This is a genomic window from Xanthobacter sp. 91 (assembly GCF_000702385.1).
GTDB lineage: Bacteria > Pseudomonadota > Alphaproteobacteria > Rhizobiales > Xanthobacteraceae > Xanthobacter > Xanthobacter aminoxidans.
In genome coordinates this window covers 1,864,747-1,883,169 of the sequence record NZ_JNIB01000001.1, presented here as the reverse complement: position 1 = coordinate 1,883,169, position 18,423 = coordinate 1,864,747, and the positions used below count along the sequence as shown (strand labels likewise).

At 68.6% G+C, this 18,423-nt stretch carries 13 protein-coding genes; 1 reads left to right on the top strand and 12 read right to left on the bottom strand.

Annotated features, from left to right (window positions below; all coding sequences use genetic code 11):
- Positions 1-45: 45 nt before the first annotated feature.
- Positions 46-681: a response regulator FixJ gene (gene fixJ, locus A37E_RS0108990; RefSeq protein ID WP_029556294.1), complete on the bottom strand. Its 636-nt coding sequence runs from the start codon at positions 679-681 to the stop codon at positions 46-48.
- Positions 674-2,167, bottom strand: a complete 1,494-nt coding sequence (locus tag A37E_RS0108985) for a PAS domain-containing sensor histidine kinase (protein WP_051678895.1) — start codon at positions 2,165-2,167, stop codon at positions 674-676. The genes fixJ and A37E_RS0108985 overlap by 8 nt, the downstream gene beginning before the upstream one ends.
- Positions 2,168-2,302: 135 nt before the next feature.
- Between A37E_RS0108985 and A37E_RS25235 the strand changes: the two genes are divergently transcribed.
- A complete protein-coding gene (locus A37E_RS25235) occupies positions 2,303-3,058 on the top strand; it encodes a helix-turn-helix domain-containing protein (RefSeq protein WP_024276571.1) in 756 nt (251 codons plus the stop codon).
- 136 nt (positions 3,059-3,194) lie between these two features.
- Here the strand turns inward: A37E_RS25235 and hemN are convergent, their stop codons facing one another.
- The 10 genes from hemN to A37E_RS0108930 form a co-directional block, all read right to left on the bottom strand.
- Positions 3,195-4,589 (bottom strand): oxygen-independent coproporphyrinogen III oxidase, encoded by a 1,395-nt coding sequence (gene hemN, locus A37E_RS0108975; protein WP_029556292.1) that lies wholly within the window; start codon positions 4,587-4,589, stop codon positions 3,195-3,197.
- Positions 4,590-4,675: 86 nt separating this feature from the next.
- Positions 4,676-8,260, bottom strand: a complete 3,585-nt coding sequence (locus A37E_RS0108970; RefSeq protein WP_029556291.1) for a bacteriophage N4 adsorption protein A — start codon at positions 8,258-8,260, stop codon at positions 4,676-4,678.
- Between the two features lie 187 nt (positions 8,261-8,447).
- Positions 8,448-9,464, bottom strand: a complete 1,017-nt coding sequence (locus tag A37E_RS0108965; protein ID WP_029556290.1) for a twin-arginine translocation pathway signal — start codon at positions 9,462-9,464, stop codon at positions 8,448-8,450.
- Positions 9,461-10,543 carry a hypothetical protein gene (locus A37E_RS0108960; RefSeq protein WP_029556289.1) on the bottom strand — a complete coding sequence of 361 codons (1,083 nt, stop codon included), beginning with the start codon at positions 10,541-10,543 and terminating at the stop codon, positions 9,461-9,463. The genes A37E_RS0108965 and A37E_RS0108960 overlap by 4 nt, the downstream gene beginning before the upstream one ends.
- Positions 10,544-10,551: 8 nt before the next feature.
- Positions 10,552-11,937, bottom strand: coding sequence for an MBOAT family O-acyltransferase (locus A37E_RS0108955; protein ID WP_029556288.1), 1,386 nt, complete (start codon positions 11,935-11,937; stop codon positions 10,552-10,554).
- Between the two features lie 9 nt (positions 11,938-11,946).
- Positions 11,947-12,651 carry an alginate O-acetyltransferase AlgF gene (locus A37E_RS0108950; protein ID WP_051678894.1) on the bottom strand — a complete coding sequence of 235 codons (705 nt, stop codon included), beginning with the start codon at positions 12,649-12,651 and terminating at the stop codon, positions 11,947-11,949.
- Positions 12,652-12,808: 157 nt separating this feature from the next.
- Entirely contained in the window at positions 12,809-13,714 is a 906-nt protein-coding gene (locus A37E_RS0108945; protein ID WP_029556286.1) for a hydroxymethylglutaryl-CoA lyase, read from the bottom strand.
- On the bottom strand, positions 13,714-15,714 hold the full coding sequence (locus A37E_RS0108940; RefSeq protein WP_029556285.1) for an acetyl/propionyl/methylcrotonyl-CoA carboxylase subunit alpha: 2,001 nt from the start codon (positions 15,712-15,714) through the stop codon (positions 13,714-13,716). The genes A37E_RS0108945 and A37E_RS0108940 overlap by 1 nt, the downstream gene beginning before the upstream one ends.
- Entirely contained in the window at positions 15,711-16,499 is a 789-nt protein-coding gene (locus A37E_RS0108935) for an enoyl-CoA hydratase-related protein (RefSeq protein WP_029556284.1), read from the bottom strand. Before A37E_RS0108935 ends, A37E_RS0108940 begins: the two co-directional genes overlap by 4 nt.
- A 25-nt stretch (positions 16,500-16,524) precedes the next feature.
- Positions 16,525-18,132, bottom strand: a complete 1,608-nt coding sequence (locus A37E_RS0108930) for a carboxyl transferase domain-containing protein (RefSeq protein ID WP_029556283.1) — start codon at positions 18,130-18,132, stop codon at positions 16,525-16,527.
- Positions 18,133-18,423: the final 291 nt, after the last annotated feature.

The following is an 18,423-nucleotide window of genomic DNA, read 5'->3' as shown; positions in this document are numbered from 1 at the left end:
AGATCAAGCGGGCTGAGGAGCGCAGTTCGATGCCGGAAGGGCGGTTCAGGTCGGACGCGGCGCGATACCGGCGAGCAGCGCCATGCGCACCAGTTCCGACAGGCTCTGCGCCTTCATCTTGGTCATCACGTTGGCCCGGTAGACCTCCACCGTGCGGGGGCTGATGCCGAGTTCATAGGCGATGGTCTTGTTGGCCTGTCCGGCAACCAGACACTCCAGCACCTGCCGCTCGCGCTGGGACAGGCCGCCGATGCGGTCCACCACCTGCTCGCGCAGGGCATCGTGCTGGCTGGTCTTCTGGCGGCGGTCGAGCGCCGACTTCACGGTGTCGAGGATGGCGACGTCGTCGAACGGCTTCTCCAGGAAATCGGCGGCGCCGAGCTTCATGGCCTCCACCGCCAGCGGCACGTCGCCATGGCCGGTCATGACGATGACCGGCACGCTGGACCCCTTGTCCTTCAGATGCTGGAGCAGATCAATGCCGGTCATGCCCGGCATCCGCACGTCGGTGATGATGCAGCTCGTGGCCGGGTCGGCGGCGGGCAGCCCCGCCTCCACGAACAGGCGGGCGGATGCGTGCTCGTGCACCACGTGGCCGGCGGTCGAGAGCAGGAAGGCGAGGGATTCGCGCACCGCATCGTCGTCGTCGATGACGTGGATCACCGCTGTCTCCTCAATCATGCACCGCCTCCGCATCGCCCACGGCGCGGAGGGTGAATCGGAATACGGCGCCGCCGCCGGGATTGGGCTCGGCCCAGATGCGGCCTCCGTGCGCCTCGATGATGGTGCGCGAGATGGAAAGCCCCACGCCCATGCCATGCCGCTTGGTGGTGACGAACGGCGTGAACAGCTGCGCGCCCATCTCCGCTGAGATGCCGTGCCCGGTATCCGAGACGCTGATCATCACCATGTCGTCCTCTACCGCCTCCGTCCTGACCAGAAGCTGGCGACGCGGTGTCTCCATCATCGCCTCCAGGGCGTTGCGCATCAAGTTCAGCAGCACCTGCTGGACTTGCACCTTGTCGGCGAGGACGAGGTCGCATTTCGGGTCATAGAGGAAGCGCACCTGGATGCCGTGCTCCTTCGCCCCCACCAGGGCCAGGGCGCTGGCCTCCTCCACCAGCTTGGCGAGGCTTTCCACCCGCCGCTCGCTCTCGCCGCGGGAGACGAAATCCCGGAGGCGGCGGATGATCTGGCCGGCCCGCAGGGCCTGCTCGCCGGCCTTCTCGAGCGCGCCCTGCAACAGCTCGACCCTTACCGTGCCGGCATCCAGAAGACGGCGCGAGCCCTTGATGTAGTTGGCGATTGCGGACAATGGCTGATTGAGCTCGTGGGCCAGCGTCGAGGCCATCTCGCCCATGGCGGTGAGGCGGGAGATGTGGACCAGCTCGGCCTGAAGCTCCTGGAGGCGGGCCTCGGTCTGCTGCCGCTCGGTCAGGTCGCGGATGAAGCCGGTGAAGAAGCGCTCGGAGGTGGAGCGCATCTCGCCCACCGCCAGCTCCATGGGAAAGGTGGTGCCATCCTTGCGCTCGCCCACCACCACGCGGCCGATGCCGATGATCCTGCGCTCGCCTGTGGCAAGATAGCGCGCGATATAGCCATCGTGCCCCTCGCGATGGGGCGAGGGCATGAGCACAGAGACATTCAGCCCCACCGCCTCGGTCGCGGTGTAGCCGAACAGGCGCTCCGCCGCGGTGGAGAAGGAGCGCATGATGCCGCGCTCGTCGATCACCACCATTGCGTCGGGCACGGTATCGAGGATGGAGGAGAGGTGGGCCTCGCGGGCCAAAAGGTCGCGGTCGCGCGCCGCCGCATCGAGGCGGGTGCGGCGCAGGCGCTCGCCGAGCACCGCGATGCCGAGCCCGACCGCGAGGAACAGCGCCGGCGCGGCGAGATCGAGCCGCGCATCGATGCTGGAAAGGCCGCGCAGCGCGACGCCGCCGGCAAAGGCAGCGGCGACCGCGGCGCCTCCCGCCACGAGGCCGCGTCCGGACACCAGGATGATGACCGCGAGCTGCAGCAGCAGCGCTTCTCCGCTCAGCGGCTGAAGCCCGGCGAGACGGCAAAGCAGAAGGGCGACGAGCGCCGCGGCAGTGCCGCGCGCAGCATCGCCGAGCATCTGCTTGTTCCCGTGCGCCACCGGCCCCTCCGCCGCCACCAATGCCATGCCAACCGCCACTTTATGCGACGTCCCGCCGCTACGTAATAGTACCTAAGGGGACCGACTTAAGTGTTCGATCCGAATTTTTCCCGTGCGTTCCGCCGGTTATCCCTTTCTCAACTCCGATGGAAGGGTCAACCGATGCCGAGCCCCGCAGCAGCGATCGCCCACAAGACCTACGCCCAGCCCCGGGCTTACGACAGCAAGTCTTTCGCCGAGCCCCTGTCTTCTGCACGGCCCGCCCATCGCTGGACCGAGGAGGCTGACACGCGAACCCCCACTGAAGTGGTCGCGCGCCTCGGAGTGGTTGCGAGCTATGCCCGCAACGCCGAAATCTTCGGCGAGGATCAGCCGGCCGAAAATCTCTACATCGTTCTGTCCGGCGCCGTGCGCATCTGCAAGCTGCTCGGCGACGGCCGGCGCCAGATCGAGACCTTCTGTCTCCCCGGCGACGTGTTCGGCTGGGAGATGACCGGCCGCCATCGCTTCTCCGCCGAGGCGGTGAGCGAATGCAAGATCGTGCGGGTGAAGCGCTCGATCCTGTTCTCCCGCGCCTCCGACGACGCGGAACTCGCCCATGCCCTGTGGGCTCTGACCGCGGCCGAGCTTGGCCGCGCCCAGGATCACCTTCTCGTCCTCGGCCGCAAGACCGCTCAGGAGCGGGTCGCCACCTTCCTGCTCGACATGGCCGAACGCGCCGGCGCGGGCCAGGGGCCGAACGGGATCGAGGTGACGCTGCCCATGTCGCGGCAGGACATCGCAGACTTCCTCGGCCTCACCATCGAGACGGTGTCGCGCACCCTGACCCATCTCGAAGAGATTTCCGCCATCGCCCTGCCGTCCTCGCGCCGTGTGCTGCTGCGTGACGGCGCGACGCTGAAGCGCCTGAACTCCTGAAGTTCTTCCCCCGGCACGCTGCGCTCTCTCCGATTAGCAGCGTTCCCCCTTAGGCCCGCTCCGGCCCCTGGCCTCGGCGGGCCTTTTCTTTTGTGCCCGTGCGTTTCGGTGTGTTGGCCCGGCCGGGAAGCTCAGCTTAGACGGCGGCGGCGTGCCGCTTCTTTTCCGGCGCCGCCGCCCGGCTGGCCACCAGGCGCGCGTCGAACACGGCGCACACCACCCGGGTGAACGGGCGCGCCGCCTCCGGCACTTCCACTACCGCGCCGCGCCGCACCGCCAGACCGTCGGCGATCAGGGGCTTCAGCGCCTCGATCTCGTCCGCGAACGTCTCCGGCGGGAAGCCGAAGCTCCTGCAGGCGTCGTCGAGATCGACCGCGAGGTCGCACATGAGGCGCTCGATGACATGGCGCCGCAGCCGGTCCTCGTCGCTCACCGCGATGCCGCGGGCGATGGGCAGCGCGCCGGCCTCCACCGCCTTGTGCCACTGGGGCGTGGCGGCGAGATTCTGCACATAGCCCTGGGGCAGGGCGCCGATGGCCGAGGCGCCGAAGCCGATCAGCACCGGCGCGTCGTCCGTGGTGTAGCCCTGGAAGTTGCGCTTGAGCGAGCCGTCTGCCGCGCGCTGGGCCATGGGGTCGTTCGCCTTGGCGAAATGGTCCAGCCCCACCGCCCGATAGCCGTGGCCCGCGAGGATGTCGGCCACCAGCTCCGCCTGGGCGAGGCGCTCGGCGGGGCCGGGCAAGGCGTGCTCGGGAATGAGCGCCTGATGCTTCTTCATCCACGGCACATGGGCGTAGCCGAACACGGCGATGCGGTCGGCGTCGAGCGCCAGTGCCGCTTCCACCGTGCGCCGCACGGAGGCCTGATCCTGATGCGGCAGGCCGTACATGAGATCGAGGTTCAGCGCGCAGATGCCCGCCGCCCGGAGCGCGTCGGCGACCTGTTGCGTCTCCTCCAGCGACTGGTGGCGGCCGATGGCCTCCTGCACCTTCGGGTCGAAATCCTGCACGCCGAGGCTGGCGCGGTTGAAGCCCTCGCGGGCGAGCACCGCCACCTTGTCGGCATCCATCACCCGCGGGTCGATCTCGATGGCGATCTCGGCATCGTCGGCGAAGGCGAAGACATCGCGCAGCGCCAGCATGATCGCGGCGAAGTCCTCATCCGCCAGCATGGTGGGCGTGCCGCCGCCGAAATGCAGGTGGCTCAGCTTCATCCGTCCCGGCAGGTGGCGGGCGACAAGGCCGATCTCGTCCACGAGCCGGTCGGCATAGGCCTTCACCGGCGTGCGGCTGCGCGCCACCGCGGTCTGGCAGCCGCAATAGAGGCAAAGCTCGGCGCAGAACGGAACGTGGATGTAGACCGAGACCGTGCCGTCCGCCCGCAGCTCTTTGAGCCAGCGGGCGTAGGTCGCGGCATCGACCTCCGGGGAGAAGTGCGGCGCGGTGGGGTAGCTGGTGTAGCGCGGCACCGGCTGCCCGTAGCGGGCGAGAAGGGTGTTCGTATCGGGGCAGGTGATATCGGGGCAGGTCATGCCGGCGACCATGCCGCCGGCTGCCGGCGTGCGCCTTGATGTGGCGCAAGCCCTTGTTCCCTCAGGCGCTTGTTCCGTCTCTCCGCTCAGTAGGAGAGGAAGGCGCCGGCGAAGATGCCCTGGGCCCGGTCGTCGCCCGCAAGCTTCCAGCGATACTGGAGCGTGAAGTCGAGGTAGGAGCGCGGAGCGGTGTATTCGTCCTCGTTGAACCAGTAGCGGGCGGTGATGCCCGGACCGATGCCCATCGCGAACGGTGTCGCATAGGCGGTGTCGTAGCCGCCGCCGATGGCGAGGTAGGGCCACAGCACCAGATGGTCGGAGATGGCGTCCATCCGGAAGGCCTGGCCGTAGCGCCCTTCGAAGGTGGCCACCGTCTCCGGCAGGCTCACGAAGTAATTGTAGTCCGCATAGATCTGCCAGGCCCGCCAGTTGTCTACGTCGACCCGAAGATCGGTGCCCTCAGCCTTCGAATAGGCGGCGCGGAGCAGCAGATCGTTGCGGGAATACTGGCCGACCGGGAAGAGATAGGAGATTTCAAACACCAGGTTCTCGGTCGAGAACGGCTTCCAGCGCGCGCCGACGGAGCCCTGGATGGTGTCGAAGCCGGTGGCCCCCCCATTGTCCGCATAGACCGTGCCGAAACCACGCACGAACAGCTCGAAGATCGAGCCGTCGCGATAGCCGATCCCCGGCGGGCGCCAATAGATTTCGCCGCCGGCACCCACCGTGTGGTTGGAGCCGTTCGAGGTCTGCGGGACGAGGAAGGAACCGGGCGCCACGCCCACCGGGCCGTAGCTCACCGAGGCATAGGCGCCCCAGGTGCGCGTCAGCTCGGCCACCTCGCGCCTGAGGCCGAAGAGATATTGCGGATCGAGCTGGAGCTTGCCCTCCCGCGCCTCGTCGATGGCCGACTTGAAGTAATCGACCGCCTCCGCATTGTGATAGGTGCGGCGGGCATTGTACGCGGCATTGATGAGGTTGGTGCCGCGCAGCCGCCAGCGGCTGTTCGCCTCGGAGAAATATTCATAGGCAAGCTCGTCCTCGCCCGCCTGGCTCGCCAGCACCGCGAGGTCCACCGCCTTCAGGCCGCGCAGGGCACCGCTGTTGTAGGCATTCTGGAACAGCGCGCGCGCCTCGTCCTTGCGGCCGAGCTGGGACAGCACGCCGATGCGGGCGGAGAGCATCGCCATCCGTTCCTGCGGGGTGCGCGCCCGGGCCGCGGCCCGGGTGAAGGCCGCGAGCGCCCCTTCCTTGTCGTCGAGTGCGAGGGAAGCGAAGCCGATGCGGGCCTGGACCTCGTAGCTGTCCTCGTTGGCGTAGGGCTCGAGCGCCCAGATCGCGATTTCCGGCTGCTTGGCGGACAGCGCCGCGTCGGCGAGGCCGAGGCGCACGATGCGCACCTGGGCCGGCGGCAGGTTGGGGGAGCCCAGCGCCGCCTTGTAGTCGGCGACGGCGCCAGAGAAGTCCTTGGCCTGCATGCGCAGGTTGGCCCGCTGCACCAGCAGGGTGGCATCGCGCGGGCTTGCCGCGAGCAGCCGGCTCGCCACTGCCTCGGCCTCGCCGTAGCGGCCGGCCGACGACAGGGCGTTGAGCAGCAGGGTCTGGTAATTGCGGTTGCCGGGCTCGGCATTCACCGCGCGGCGCGCCTCGGCGATGGCGGTCGCATAGTCCTTGCGGCCGAACGCGGCATAGGCGGCACTGGCGGCGGCATAGCCGGGGGAGCCCGGATTGAGGCCGGCGACGCCCGGCGCCTGCATCTGCGGATTGGCGAACACCGAGCAGATGACGCCGTAGCTGGTCGGCTGGCACAGCACGGCGGGCTGCTGGAGGGACGGCTTGGTCGCGTTCGGCGCCTTCACCTGCGCCTCCGCCTGCTTGCGCAGGACGCCGACCTCCTTGTTCTTGTCGGCGTCGAGGGCTTCGAGCGCCTTCAGCGCCTCTTCGGGCTTGCCGGCCGCCATGGCGGCGTTCGCGGCGATGAGCCGGTAATTCAGCTCCTCGAGGTCGGTCAGCAGGTTGCTGTTGAGCACGGTGTCGAATTCGCGCGCCGCCTCGTCGCGCTGGCCGGTCTTCTGCAGCAGCCACGCGCGCAGGATGTGGGGCAGTGGCTCGTTCGGATTGTCCGCGACGGCGCCCGAGGCCGCCGTCTCCGCGTCCTTGAACTGGCCGGCGGCCATCAGCGCATCGATGAGGACGATGCGGAAGATGAGCGCGTCCGGCGCCCGCTCCACCGCCTGCCGCGCCGAGGTGACGGCGGTCGAGGCCTTGCCGCGGCCGATGTCCTTGATGGCCTGCACGGCCATCGGCTCGGCGAGGCGCTTGTCGTTGGCCGCGCGCAGGGCGATCAGGGAGGGGTCGTTGTCGCCCTGGCTGATGGCGTCGCGGATGGCGACGTCCAGCTCCTTGTACTTCTTGGAGCGATCGAGCGAATCGATCAGCAGGCGCCGCCACTGGGCATTGCCGGGATTCTCCTTCAGCGCTTCCCGGATGCGGGCCTCGGAGAGGTTGTCATTACCCTCGCGATAGGCGCCGAAGGCTTCAAGCGCGGCATCGTAGCCGGGGGTGTCGCTGACCCCGCCGCCGGGCGGCGTGGTCGCCGGGATGAGGCTGCAGGACGGGCCATAGGGCGTGTCGGTGCACTTCTGGAACGGCACCGGCAGCGTCTGGGTGGCGTTGGCGGGAACGATCTTCGGATTGCGCTCCTGCGCGCGGGCGACACGCAGGCGCGCCTGCACCGCCGCATCGGGCTCCACCGGCTCCAGCAGCTTGATGGCGCGCTGGGGGTGGCCGGCGGCGATGGCGGCATCCGCCATCACGAGGCGCGCATCGTGGGCGGTGGGCCCGGTGAGCACCTCGTCCTTCAATGCCGTGTCGAAATCCTGTTCCGCCTCCGCCACCTTGCCGAGGCGCAGCCGGACATAGCCGCGCAGCGTGCGCGGCAGGAAAGACTGCGGATCCACCTGGATGGCTTCGCTCGCCGCCCTGTCGGCCGCCTCCAGCTGGCCGTCCGCGAGCAGCGTGTAGACGAGCAGCACGCGATAGCTGAGGTCGTCGGGCACCAGCGCGACGGCCTTGCGGGCCTGCTCGATGGCGGCCTTCGGATTGGATGCCTCCAGCGCCTTGTTCGCGGCGACAGAGGGCTCCTGCGCCAGCACGCGGCTCTGCGCGCGAACCCGGGCCGTGAGCGCCTGATCGGTGATGCCGGCGGCGATGGCCGCGTTGCCGGCGACGACCGCTTCGGCGGTCTTGCCCTGGGCATCCAGCGCATCCATCAGCAGCAGCCAGAGCCGCGGCACGTCGGGGCGCAGCTTGAGCGCCTCGCGGGCATTGGTCACGACGTCCGCATATCTCTTCTCGCGTTGGGCCGCATAGGCGCGATCCGCCGCCGCCCACGCCGCTCCGGTCAGTTCCGGCGGCTGCGGCGCCGGAGTGGCCTGCCGGGCCTGCGGTGCCTGCTGAGCCTGCGGCACTTGCTGGGCCTGCGGCGCTTGCTGGGTCTGCGGTGCTTGCGACGGCTGGGGCGACTGCGCCCATGCCGGTCCCGCCGCGAGCGTCAGCGTCGCGATCGATGTCGCCAGCACGTGGCCGAGAGCGATGTCGCGCAGGAGCCTCTTCCGATCCCGGTCGAGGGTGAGCGCAGGGGAGGTGCGGAAGTGAATGGCGGTGGTCATGGGGCCACCTTGGCATCGATTACTTAAATGGCAGTTAACCTTAACAGGCAGGGTTAATAATCAGATGCCGTAAAGGGATCATTTACTTTGATGGCGCGTTTGTTGCCAAAGCGTAAACGAAAACGGCGCGCGAGGAGGCGTTCCGCGCGCGCCGTTAACACTTCGGCAGGAGACCTTAACGAAATCTCTATCGGCGAACCGCTGCCAGCATCCGGTCGCGCCAAGTCTGGGGCGGCATGATGGAGGGCACGTCCCACTGGTCCGTCGCCTGCGGGCCGCTGTGGAACGGTCCCTCGTTGAACTGCCAGAGCAGCACCTGCGGCGGGCTCTTCGCGAAGTCGGGCGAGGTCACGTATTGCAGGAAGGTCGCCCACGGGCCGACATTGCCCGGGTTCCAGGTGAGCGACACCGGCCGGTCGAGGGCGTTCGACAGCTTCTGCGGGAAGCCAAGATAGGGCTGGACGAAACTGTTGCCGATGATGTGCACCGGCGCGGGAGCCGAATCCACTAGCGAGGTCTTGGCCGGCGCCGGCGTGCGCACAGTGTAGAGGTCCGGCCCGATCTGCTTCTGCTGGTCCGGTGTGAGGAAACGCTGGGCAAGGTCACCGAGATGGCGCTGCGTGACCCATTCGCCAAGCTTGTCGCCGGGCGGGCTGCCGGCGAGCTTGCCGACCTTGGCCTTGATGGCCTGCGCCACCGCATCCGCCGCCGCCTCGGAGGCCCAGGAGGTCCAGTGGTAATCGGCGCGGTAGAAGCTGGTCTGCTTGCCTGTCTGTACCGACTTCAAGGCTGGGCGCAGGTCCACGGTGTCGATGCCGGCCTTCCTCAGCTGGTCGATGATGAAGTCGTATTGGCCGGCGACGTCGGCGGAAACCGTCGTCCCGTCCGGCAGCTTCTCCTTGTAGAACGGCGCCTTCATGGGCACGACCATGACCATCAGCGTCACGTTGCGCGTCGCAAGCGCCGCCTTTGCCTCCTGCAGCAGCGCGACGTTGGCGGTGATGCCGGCGCGGTTGAGGACGGTGATGCTCTCCCAGCCGGGAAACAACCAGCCGTCCTTGCCCGAGATGATGCCGCTGTTCTGCGCCGCCGCCGGGGTGGGCAGGCCGGCAATGCCCGCTGCTAGCAGGCCGCCCGCCAGCATGGTTCCAGCCAGGAAGCGGCGGCGGGTGAATGCGCGTCCAGCACCGGCGACCTTCGTCATTTCGCATCTCCCAGAAAGCGGCGCTCGACATCCGTCAGCGGCCGGGTGAGCGCCCGCATGGGGAATTCCCACACCACGAGGCGCGTTTCAGTCAAAATCTGCGGCTCGTCCATCAGAAGTTCGAGAAGCTGGCCGGCAAAGCCGGAGCCGTCGCGGCTCTTCTGCGCCACCTCATAACCTGAGGCGGCCTGGAGAAAGTCGAGGAAGCCGGAATTGCGCGAGAAGGACGAGCCGGCGAGCACCACCTGCGGTCCCGGTACGTCATCCAGCAGCCCACCGGTGCGGGTGATGGCGGCGGACACCTCCGGCTCCTCGTCCGGCTGCGGGCCGGACCAGCGCCAGGTGCGCTCAAGTCCGGCGAGGCGCATGAGGTCGCCGACGCGCGGCTGGGGCGGGCTCTCCGAAAGGGTGATCTTCTGCGTGCCCGGACCGATGCGCTTGCGCACCGCCTCCGCCACCCGTCCGGCGGCGAGCTTTGCACCGGCGACGTTCCAATGGGTGTCGGTGCGCAGGAAACCGTCTGCGCCGGGGAAGCCGGGCGCGATCTCCACCTGATCGAGCCCCAGCGCGCGGCTCTGGGCCCACCATGCATCAAACCGCCAGCGGGACTCGCCGGAGACCGAGGCGCCGCACAGATGATCCGCCGCCAGAAGCGCCTTGTCCGGAACGGGGAGCACCACGAGGGCGACGTTTCGCGCGGCGAACTGTTCGCGGATCTTCGCCGCGATCTTCAGCCGCGTTTCGAAATTGGCCCGCGCCTGCGGCGTCTCGATCATCTCCTCGCGGTAGAACAGCCAGCCGGGGCAGCCGGCGCGCACAAGATCACCGGCATCTCCCAGCACCTTGTAGCCGAGGCCGGAGACCACATCCTCCAGCCCCGTGAGTTTGGGCAGTGCCGCGGTGATCTGCTTGTCGAGCACCGCGGTGAAGCGGCCGGTCAGGACGTTTTCGGGGGTGGCCGCCGCCGCGAGCGCCGTGCGCGCCTCCTCGCCTTTCAGGTGCATGGCGACGAAGCCGAGGCCGGTCAGCATCAGCGCCAGGAAGGCGAGGGTTGCGAGGGCGCGGGCGAGATGCGGCATCGTCCCCCTCAGAACTGGAAATAGAGGAAGGGCACCACCATCCGCCCCTGCAGCACCAGCACGGCGAACAGGAACAACGGCAGCGCCGTCCAGGCGCGCAGCCAATGGCCGGGATTGGGCGCGGAGGGATCGATGCGCATGAGCTTCGGCAAATAGACGAGGCCGATGCCAAGCACGACTGTCGCGATCTCCACCGGCCGGATGGCCGCGCCCATGGCCGGGCTCAGCGGGATGCCGTTGGCGCCGGCGAGGCCGGAAAAGATCACCCCCGCCTCGGCCCAGCTCTGCGCGCGGAACAGCGCCCAGCCGACCATGACGAAGGCGAGCGTGAGGACATGCCCCGCAAGCGCCCCCGTTCCCGGCAGGCCGAGATTCTTCCACACCCGCCCCACCATGAGCCCGAACCCGTGCCAGAGGCCCCAGACGAGGAAGGTCCAGCTCGCCCCGTGCCAGAGGCCGCCGAGGCCCATGGTAATGAGGAGGTTGGTGGACACGCGGCCCGTGGACCCGCGCTTGCCGCCCAGGGGAATGTAGAGATAGTCCCTAAGCCAGCTCGACAGCGAGATGTGCCAGCGCCGCCAGAATTCGGCCAGCGAGGTGGAGAGATAGGGGTTGTCGAAATTCTCCGGGAATTTCAGCCCCACCATCAGGCCGAGGCCGATGGCCATGGCGCTGTAGCCGGAGAAGTCGAAATAGAGCTGGAGCGTGTAGCCGGTGACGGAGAGCAGCACATCCGCCGTGGTGGGATGGGCGATGGCGTAGCCGGCATCCACCATGGGGGCGAGCGTATCGGCGATCAGCACCTTCTGGGCGAAGCCGAGCATGAAGCGCTCGACGCCGAACATGAATTCGGCGCGGTGGAAGGTGCGCTCCTTCAGGCGCTGCGCCACCCATTCGTAGCGCACCACCGGGCCCGCCACGAGGTGGCCGAACATGGACTGGTAGGTGGCATAGTTCACGAACGAGGGCTCGGCCTTCACCGTCCCGCGGAACACATCCGTGGAATAGGAAATGGCGCCGAACACGAAGAAGGACAGGCCGATGGGCAGCAGCACGTCCGGCCAGCCCCAGACCGAGGCGGTGAGCACCTCGGCCGAATGCACCAGCATGTTGGCGTATTTGAACCAGATCAGCGACGCGAGCGGCCAGACGATGCCGATGAACAGCGCCCAGCCCCGCGCCCGCCCTTCGGCGCGGGAGATCCACAGGCCCGTCGCCCACGACCAGATGGCGATGGAGACGATGAGCGGCAGGAAGTCCGCCCGCCACCATGCGTAGAACAGCCAGGAAAAGGCGAGGATGGCGACATTGCGCGCCATGCCCGGCGTCAGCGCATAGACGATGAGGAAGACCGGGAGGAACAGGAAGAGGAAGCTGTCGGAAGCGAAAACCATGGGGCCGGATCAGTTGCCCGGCCCGCGATAGGGCTCCGTCTCGTCGCGCTGGCCCGTCAGCTTCGGTCCGTTGGCTCCGGGCAGGAGGAACAGGCTGTAATGGTCGCCCGCTTTCAGGGGCGGCAGCTTCAGCGGCTGCGACACAGCCGTTCCGCAGCTTGCCGCCAGAACCGCCTCGATGGGATTGATGGCGCGCTGGCGGGTGTCGTTGGTGGCAACGCCCTCGAACACGACGGGACCGCCATCCGCCACTGCCACGCTTGCCGCACAGCCGGGCACCAGATTGTAGACACGCAGCTGCGCCTTCAGATCGTTGCGGCCCTCGGTGGGATCGGTGATGACCACTGCGGGCCCCGAGGCCGGCACGATGACGGTGGAGAAGGCATCGGCGGGCGGAACGATGCCGCCCTCGGCCGGCTTGCCGGCAATGCTGACGGCGAGCGGGGCGCCGCCCTTCACGATGCGGTAGATGGTGGCGGTGTCGCCGGCGGGAACGGCCGCAGCCGCCGCGCTGCCGATTGAGATGGGCACACCGCTCGCGGCAAGGTCCACCACCCGGACATAAGCCGAGCCGGTGGGCGGCTTCGGCGCATAAAGACGGGTCAGTTCCTGCGCAGCCGCAGGAGCAGCAAGAGCGGCAAGCGCAAAGGTCGCCAGCGCGAACCGCCGCATGGCGCGGCCCGAAACGGTCAAAGCGGCATTGGACGCGGGCATGAGCGCGATCCCGGACTGACCGGCGGACCCTGCGCCGGTTTCACTTGGCGACAGTTAGGGGTTGCATCCCGTCAAGGCAACGGAGCGCCCCCTTCAACTGCCGTTAAGGTTACGGGATAAGGGCGGCCGACGCCACCAGCTCCGCCTCAGCCGGTCGTCACGCACACTTGGCCGCCAGCGCCTGCGCGACCTTGGAGGCCGGCGTGCGACCGAGCGCTGCGGTGATCGCGCGGCCGGCGGCGGCGAGGCGGTCGAGATCGACGCCGGTCTCGATGCCGAGGCCGTTGAGCATGTAGACGAGATCCTCGGTGGCGAGATTGCCGGACGCGCCCTTGGCATAGGGACAGCCGCCAAGCCCCGCCACGGCCGAATCCACGCTGGCGACACCGATATCGAGGCAGGCCAGCACGTTGGCCAGCGCCTGCCCGTAGGTGTCGTGGAAATGGATGGCGGTGCGCTCAAGGCCGATGCGTTCGGCGACAGCCCCCGTCACCGCCTGCGCCTTGTCGGGCGTGCCGACGCCGATGGTGTCGCTCACCGAGACCTCGTAGCAGCCCATGGCGGTGAGGGCTTCCGACACCTCCACCACCTTCGCCACCGGCACCTCGCCCTGATAGGGGCAGCCCAGCGCGCAGCTCACATAGCCGCGCACCGCGACACCCCGTGCGCGGGCGAGATCGATGAGCGGGGTGAAGCGCTCCAGGCTCTCGGCGATGGTGCAGTTGATGTTTTTCTGCGTGAACGCCTCCGAGGCCGCGGTGAACACCGCCACCTCCTCGATGCCGCAGGCGAGCGCCAGCTCCAGCCCTTTCAGGTTGGGCGCCAGCACGGTGTAGCGCACGCCGGCCCGGCGATTGATGGCGCCCAGCACCTCGGCGGTGTCGGCCATCTGCGGCACCCACTTGGGCGAAACGAACGAGCCGGCCTCGATCATCTTCAGCCCGGCGTCGGCGAGGGCGTCGATGAGCGCCACCTTGGCATCGAGAGGCACGATGCCCGGTTCGTTCTGCAGCCCGTCGCGGGGGCCGACCTCGACGATGCGGACGGAAGCGGGGCGGGCCATCAGGCGTCCTCCAGAACCAGAAGCTCGGCGCCCTCGTCCACGAGGTCGCCCACGGCGAATTTCAGCGCCTTCACCTTGCCATCGCGCGGCGCGGCGACGGTATGCTCCATCTTCATCGCCTCGACCACCACCAAAGCGGCGCCCTTCGTCACCTCCTGCCCTTCCTCCACCGCGATGCGGATGATGGTGCCGGGCATGGGCGCGACGAGGCGGCCGGCGGTGCCGGTGGCGGCCTGCGAGGCGAGGCGGGGGTCGATGAAGTCCACCGCATATTCCCCACCGCGCACGAATACGGTGAGGCGGTTGCCGGTGCGGATCACCCGCGCCGACAGGGCCACCCCGTCGAGGCGGGCACGCAGGCTGCCGTCCGCTTCCGCCTCGCCCTCCACCGCCATGTCGCCGCCGGGCAAGGCCAGGATGAAGCCGTGGGGGCGGAAATGGGCGCGGATGTCGATGCGCCGTTCGCGGTCGGCAAAGGTCAGGTCCACATGGGCGTCGCGATTGAGCCGCCAGCCGGGCGCGAGGCCCCAGGGCGACCACGGATCGGCCGCATCCACCGTCTCGGCCGACTGGCGCGCCTCCTCCTTCAGGATGGAGAGGGCGGCGAGGGCCAGCACCATGTCGTCCACCGGCGCCGGGGCGGGCAGCAGCACGTCCTGGTGGCGGGCGATGAAATTGGTGTCGAGTTCGGCCGCTGCAAACGCCGGATGGGCGGCGATGGCCTTCAGGAACACCCGGTTGGTGGCGAGCCCCACCACTTCCGTGGCGGCGAGCGCCGCCTCCAGCCGCCGCACGGCTTCGAGCCGATCGGCGCCGGAGACGATGATCTTGGCGATCATCGGATCGTAGTGGATGGAGACCGTATCCCCGGCCCGCACGCCGGTATCCACCCGCGTGTGGTCGAGATGGGAGGGCAGGACGAGATGGTCGAGCCGGCCTACCTGGGGCAGGAAGTCCCGCGCCGGGTCCTCCGCATAGAGCCGCACCTCGATGGCGTGGCCCTCAAGGGGAATCTCCTCCTGCGTCAGCGGCAGGGTCTCGCCCTGCGCGACGCGGATCTGCCATTGCACCAGATCCTGCCCGGTGATGGCTTCCGTCACCGGATGCTCCACCTGCAGGCGGGTGTTCATCTCCATAAAATAGAAATGCTCGCCCTCGGCGATGAACTCCACCGTGCCGGCGCCGCGATAGCCGACTGCCTTTGCCGCATCCACTGCCGCCTTGCCCATGGCGGCGCGGCGCTCCGGCGTCATGCCGGGGGCGGGGGCTTCCTCCACCACCTTCTGGTGGCGGCGCTGGATGGAACAGTCACGCTCGTGGAGATAGACGCAATTGCCGTGGCTGTCGGCGAAGACCTGCACCTCGATGTGGCGCGGGGTGGTGAGATATTTCTCCACCAGCACCTTGTCGTCGCCGAAGGCGCTCTTCGCCTCGCGCTGGGCGGAGGCGAGGGCCTCGGGGAAGTCTTCCGCCGAGCGCACCACCTTCATGCCCTTGCCGCCGCCGCCGGCCGAGGCCTTGATGAGCACCGGGAAGCCGATGCGCTCCGCCTCGCGGGCGAGCAGGCCCGCATCCTGATCCTCACCGTGATAGCCGGGCACAAGCGGCACGCCCGCCTTCTCCATCAGCGCCTTGGCGGCGCTCTTGGAGCCCATGGCGCGGATGGCCGAGGCGGGCGGGCCGACGAAGACGATGCCGGCCTGTTCGCAGGCATCGGCGAAGGCGGCATTTTCGGAGAGGAAGCCGTAGCCGGGATGGATGGCATCCGCCCCGCTCTTCTGCGCGGCGTCGAGAATGGCGTCGATCCTGAGATAGCTCTCGCGCGCCGGCGCCGGGCCGATGGGATAGGCCTCGTCCGCCACGGCCACATGCAGCGCGTCCGCGTCGGCCTCCGAATAGACGGCGACGGTGCGCAGGCCCAGGGCCTTGGCGGTGCGCATCACGCGCACGGCGATCTCGCCGCGATTGGCGACGAGCAGGGTGCGGATCGGACGGATCATGCGGCCCCCCAATTGGGTTTTCTCTTTTCGAGGAAGGCGGTGACGCCCTCGCGTCCGTCGGCGCTGGCGCGCTGGTCGGCGATGCGATGGGCGGTGTCGGTGATGACGTGGTCGTCGAGGGGCTTGTCCACGGCGGCGACGAGCGCCTTGGTGGCGGCAAGCGCGGCGGGGCTCGCCGCCTTCAGCGCCTTGAGATGGCGGGCGATGGCGGCGTCCAGCTCCTCCGCCGGCACCACCTCATGGACGAGGCCCAGCTGCAGCGCCGTCGCGGCGGAAAACCGCTCGGCGGTGAGGAAATAGCGCCGCGCCTGACGCGCCCCCATGGCCCGCACCAGATAGGGGCTGATGACCGCCGGGATGAGGCCGATGCGCACCTCGGTGACGGCGAATTCCGCCTCCGGCACCGCCACCGCGATGTCGCTCGCCGCGATGAGGCCGGTGGCCCCGGCGAAGGCCGAACCGTGGATGCGCACGAGGGTGGGCTTGGGCGAGAGATCGATGGTGCGCATGAGCTTCGCGAGGCCCAGCGCATCGGCGAGGTTCTCCTCCTGCGAATAGGAGGCCATGCGGCGCATCCAGTTGAGATCGCCGCCGGAGCAGAAGACCGGCCCATTGGCGCGCAGCAGGATGGCGACGGCCGACGGGTCCGTGATGGCCGCCTCGTAGGCCTGCGTCAGCGCGGCAATCAGCGCGTCGTCGAAGGCGTTGCGCACCTCGGGCCGGTCGAGGGTGAGGATGGCGACGCCATCTTCGACAGTTGTGGTGAGGCCAGTGCTCGGGCTCATGGATTTCGCCTTTCGCGCCCGTCCATCACATGCGGAACACGCCGAAGCGTGTCTCCTGCTCGGGGGCGTTGAGGGCGGCGGACAAAGCGAGAGCCAGCACCATGCGGGTGTCGGCCGGGTCGATCACTCCGTCATCCCACAGCCGGGCCGAGGAATAATAGGGATGGCCCTGCACCTCGTACTGGTGGCGGATGGGCGCCTTGAAGGCTTCCTCCTCCTCTGCCGGCCACGAGCCGCCGCGACCCTCGATGCCGTCGCGCTTCACCTGCGCCAGCACCCCCGCCGCCTGCTCGCCGCCCATCACCGAGATGCGGGCATTGGGCCACATCCACAGGAAGCGCGGATCGAAAGCGCGCCCGCACATGCCGTAGTTTCCGGCGCCGAAGGAATTGCCGATCACCACCGTGAACTTCGGCACGGACGCGCAGGACACGGCGGTGACGAACTTCGCGCCATCCTTGGCGATGCCGCCCGCCTCATATTTCCGCCCCACCATGAAGCCGGTGATGTTCTGGAGGAAGACGAGGGGAATATTGCGCTGGCAGCACAATTCCACGAAGTGCGCGCCCTTCAGCGCGCTCTCGGAGAAGAGGATGCCGTTGTTGGCGATGATGCCCACGGGATAGCCGAAGATGCGGGCGAAGCCTGTCACCAGCGTCGGCCCATAGAGCGGCTTGAACTCGTCGAACTCGGAGCCGTCCACGATGCGGGCGATGATCTGCCTCACGTCGAACGGCTGCTTGGGATCGGCCGAGACGACGCCGTAAATCTCCTTCGCATCGTAGAGCGGCGCGCGCGGCTCGCGGATGTCGAGGGAATGGGCTTTCGTGGTGTTGAGGTCGGCGACGATGGCGCGGGCAATGCCGAGCGCATGGGCGTCGTTCTCCGCCATGTGGTCGGCGACGCCGGAGGTGCGGGTGTGGACGTCCGCCCCGCCCAGCTCCTCGGCGGTGACGACCTCGCCGGTGGCCGCCTTCACCAGCGGCGGGCCGCCGAGGAAGATGGTGGCCTGGTTCTTCACCATGATGGACTGGTCGGCCATGGCCGGCACATAGGCGCCGCCGGCGGTGCAGGAGCCCATCACCACCGCGATCTGCGGGATGCCGGCGGCGGACATGTTGGCCTGATTGAAGAAGATGCGGCCGAAATGCTCGCGGTCGGGGAAGACCTCGTCCTGGTTCGGCAGGTTCGCGCCGCCGGAATCCACGAGGTAGATGCACGGCAGGTGGTTTTCCTGCGCGACGCGCTGGGCGCGCAGATGCTTCTTCACCGTCATGGGGAAATAGGTGCCGCCCTTCACCGTCGCGTCGTTGGCGACGATGACGCATTCGCGGCCCGAGACGCGGCCGATGCCGGTGATGATGCCGGCGGCGGGCACCTCGTCGTCATACATGCCGTAGCCGGCGAGCTGGCTGAATTCCAGGAAGGGCGAGCCGGTGTCGAGCAGCGTGCGGATACGGTCCCGCGGCAGCAGCTTGCCGCGCTTCAGGTGCCGCTCGCGGGCGACGGCGCCGCCACCCTCCGCCACCTTCTCCACCACGGACCGAAGCTCCGCAACGGAGGCTTCCAGCGCCTCCCGGTTGCGGCGGAATGCGTCGGAGCGGCGGTCGACCGCATCCTCGATGATCGCCATGAGCGCTCTCGCCCCCAATGCCCGGGCGCGTGGCCGACCGGACCGATGATCGGCCGGAGCGCACGCCCTTTCGCCTCAAGTGAAACGACCTCCACAAGGACCGACGATCCTCGAGGAGCCCGGCTCTCGCGAACCGGCAGCGGGGCAGCCGGAGGCAAAGCGCGCCGATGCCCGCGCAGCTGGGCGCAAGGCGGCTCGGGCGTCTCCCTCGGCGCCGGTCGATGCCGGCTTGGAAACGATCGTACGTTTTTTTATTGGAGGCGCAAGGGCTTTCGCGCGGTCATTTTCGTT

Coding starts and splice junctions, on each gene's coding strand:
- A37E_RS0108955 (WP_029556288.1), bottom strand. CDS start 11,937: ATGGTTTTCGCTTCCGACAGCTTCCTCTTCCTGTTCCTCCCGGTCTTC.
- A37E_RS25235 (WP_024276571.1), top strand. CDS start 2,303: ATGCCGAGCCCCGCAGCAGCGATCGCCCACAAGACCTACGCCCAGCCC.
- A37E_RS0108950 (WP_051678894.1), bottom strand. CDS start 12,651: ATGCCCGCGTCCAATGCCGCTTTGACCGTTTCGGGCCGCGCCATGCGG.
- A37E_RS0108965 (WP_029556290.1), bottom strand. CDS start 9,464: ATGACGAAGGTCGCCGGTGCTGGACGCGCATTCACCCGCCGCCGCTTC.
- A37E_RS0108930 (WP_029556283.1), bottom strand. CDS start 18,132: ATGGCGATCATCGAGGATGCGGTCGACCGCCGCTCCGACGCATTCCGC.
- A37E_RS0108940 (WP_029556285.1), bottom strand. CDS start 15,714: ATGATCCGTCCGATCCGCACCCTGCTCGTCGCCAATCGCGGCGAGATC.
- hemN (WP_029556292.1), bottom strand. CDS start 4,589: ATGACCTGCCCCGATATCACCTGCCCCGATACGAACACCCTTCTCGCC.
- A37E_RS0108960 (WP_029556289.1), bottom strand. CDS start 10,543: ATGCCGCATCTCGCCCGCGCCCTCGCAACCCTCGCCTTCCTGGCGCTG.
- A37E_RS0108945 (WP_029556286.1), bottom strand. CDS start 13,714: ATGGCCCGCCCCGCTTCCGTCCGCATCGTCGAGGTCGGCCCCCGCGAC.
- A37E_RS0108970 (WP_029556291.1), bottom strand. CDS start 8,260: ATGACCACCGCCATTCACTTCCGCACCTCCCCTGCGCTCACCCTCGAC.
- A37E_RS0108935 (WP_029556284.1), bottom strand. CDS start 16,499: ATGAGCCCGAGCACTGGCCTCACCACAACTGTCGAAGATGGCGTCGCC.
- fixJ (WP_029556294.1), bottom strand. CDS start 681: ATGATTGAGGAGACAGCGGTGATCCACGTCATCGACGACGACGATGCG.
- A37E_RS0108985 (WP_051678895.1), bottom strand. CDS start 2,167: ATGGCATTGGTGGCGGCGGAGGGGCCGGTGGCGCACGGGAACAAGCAG.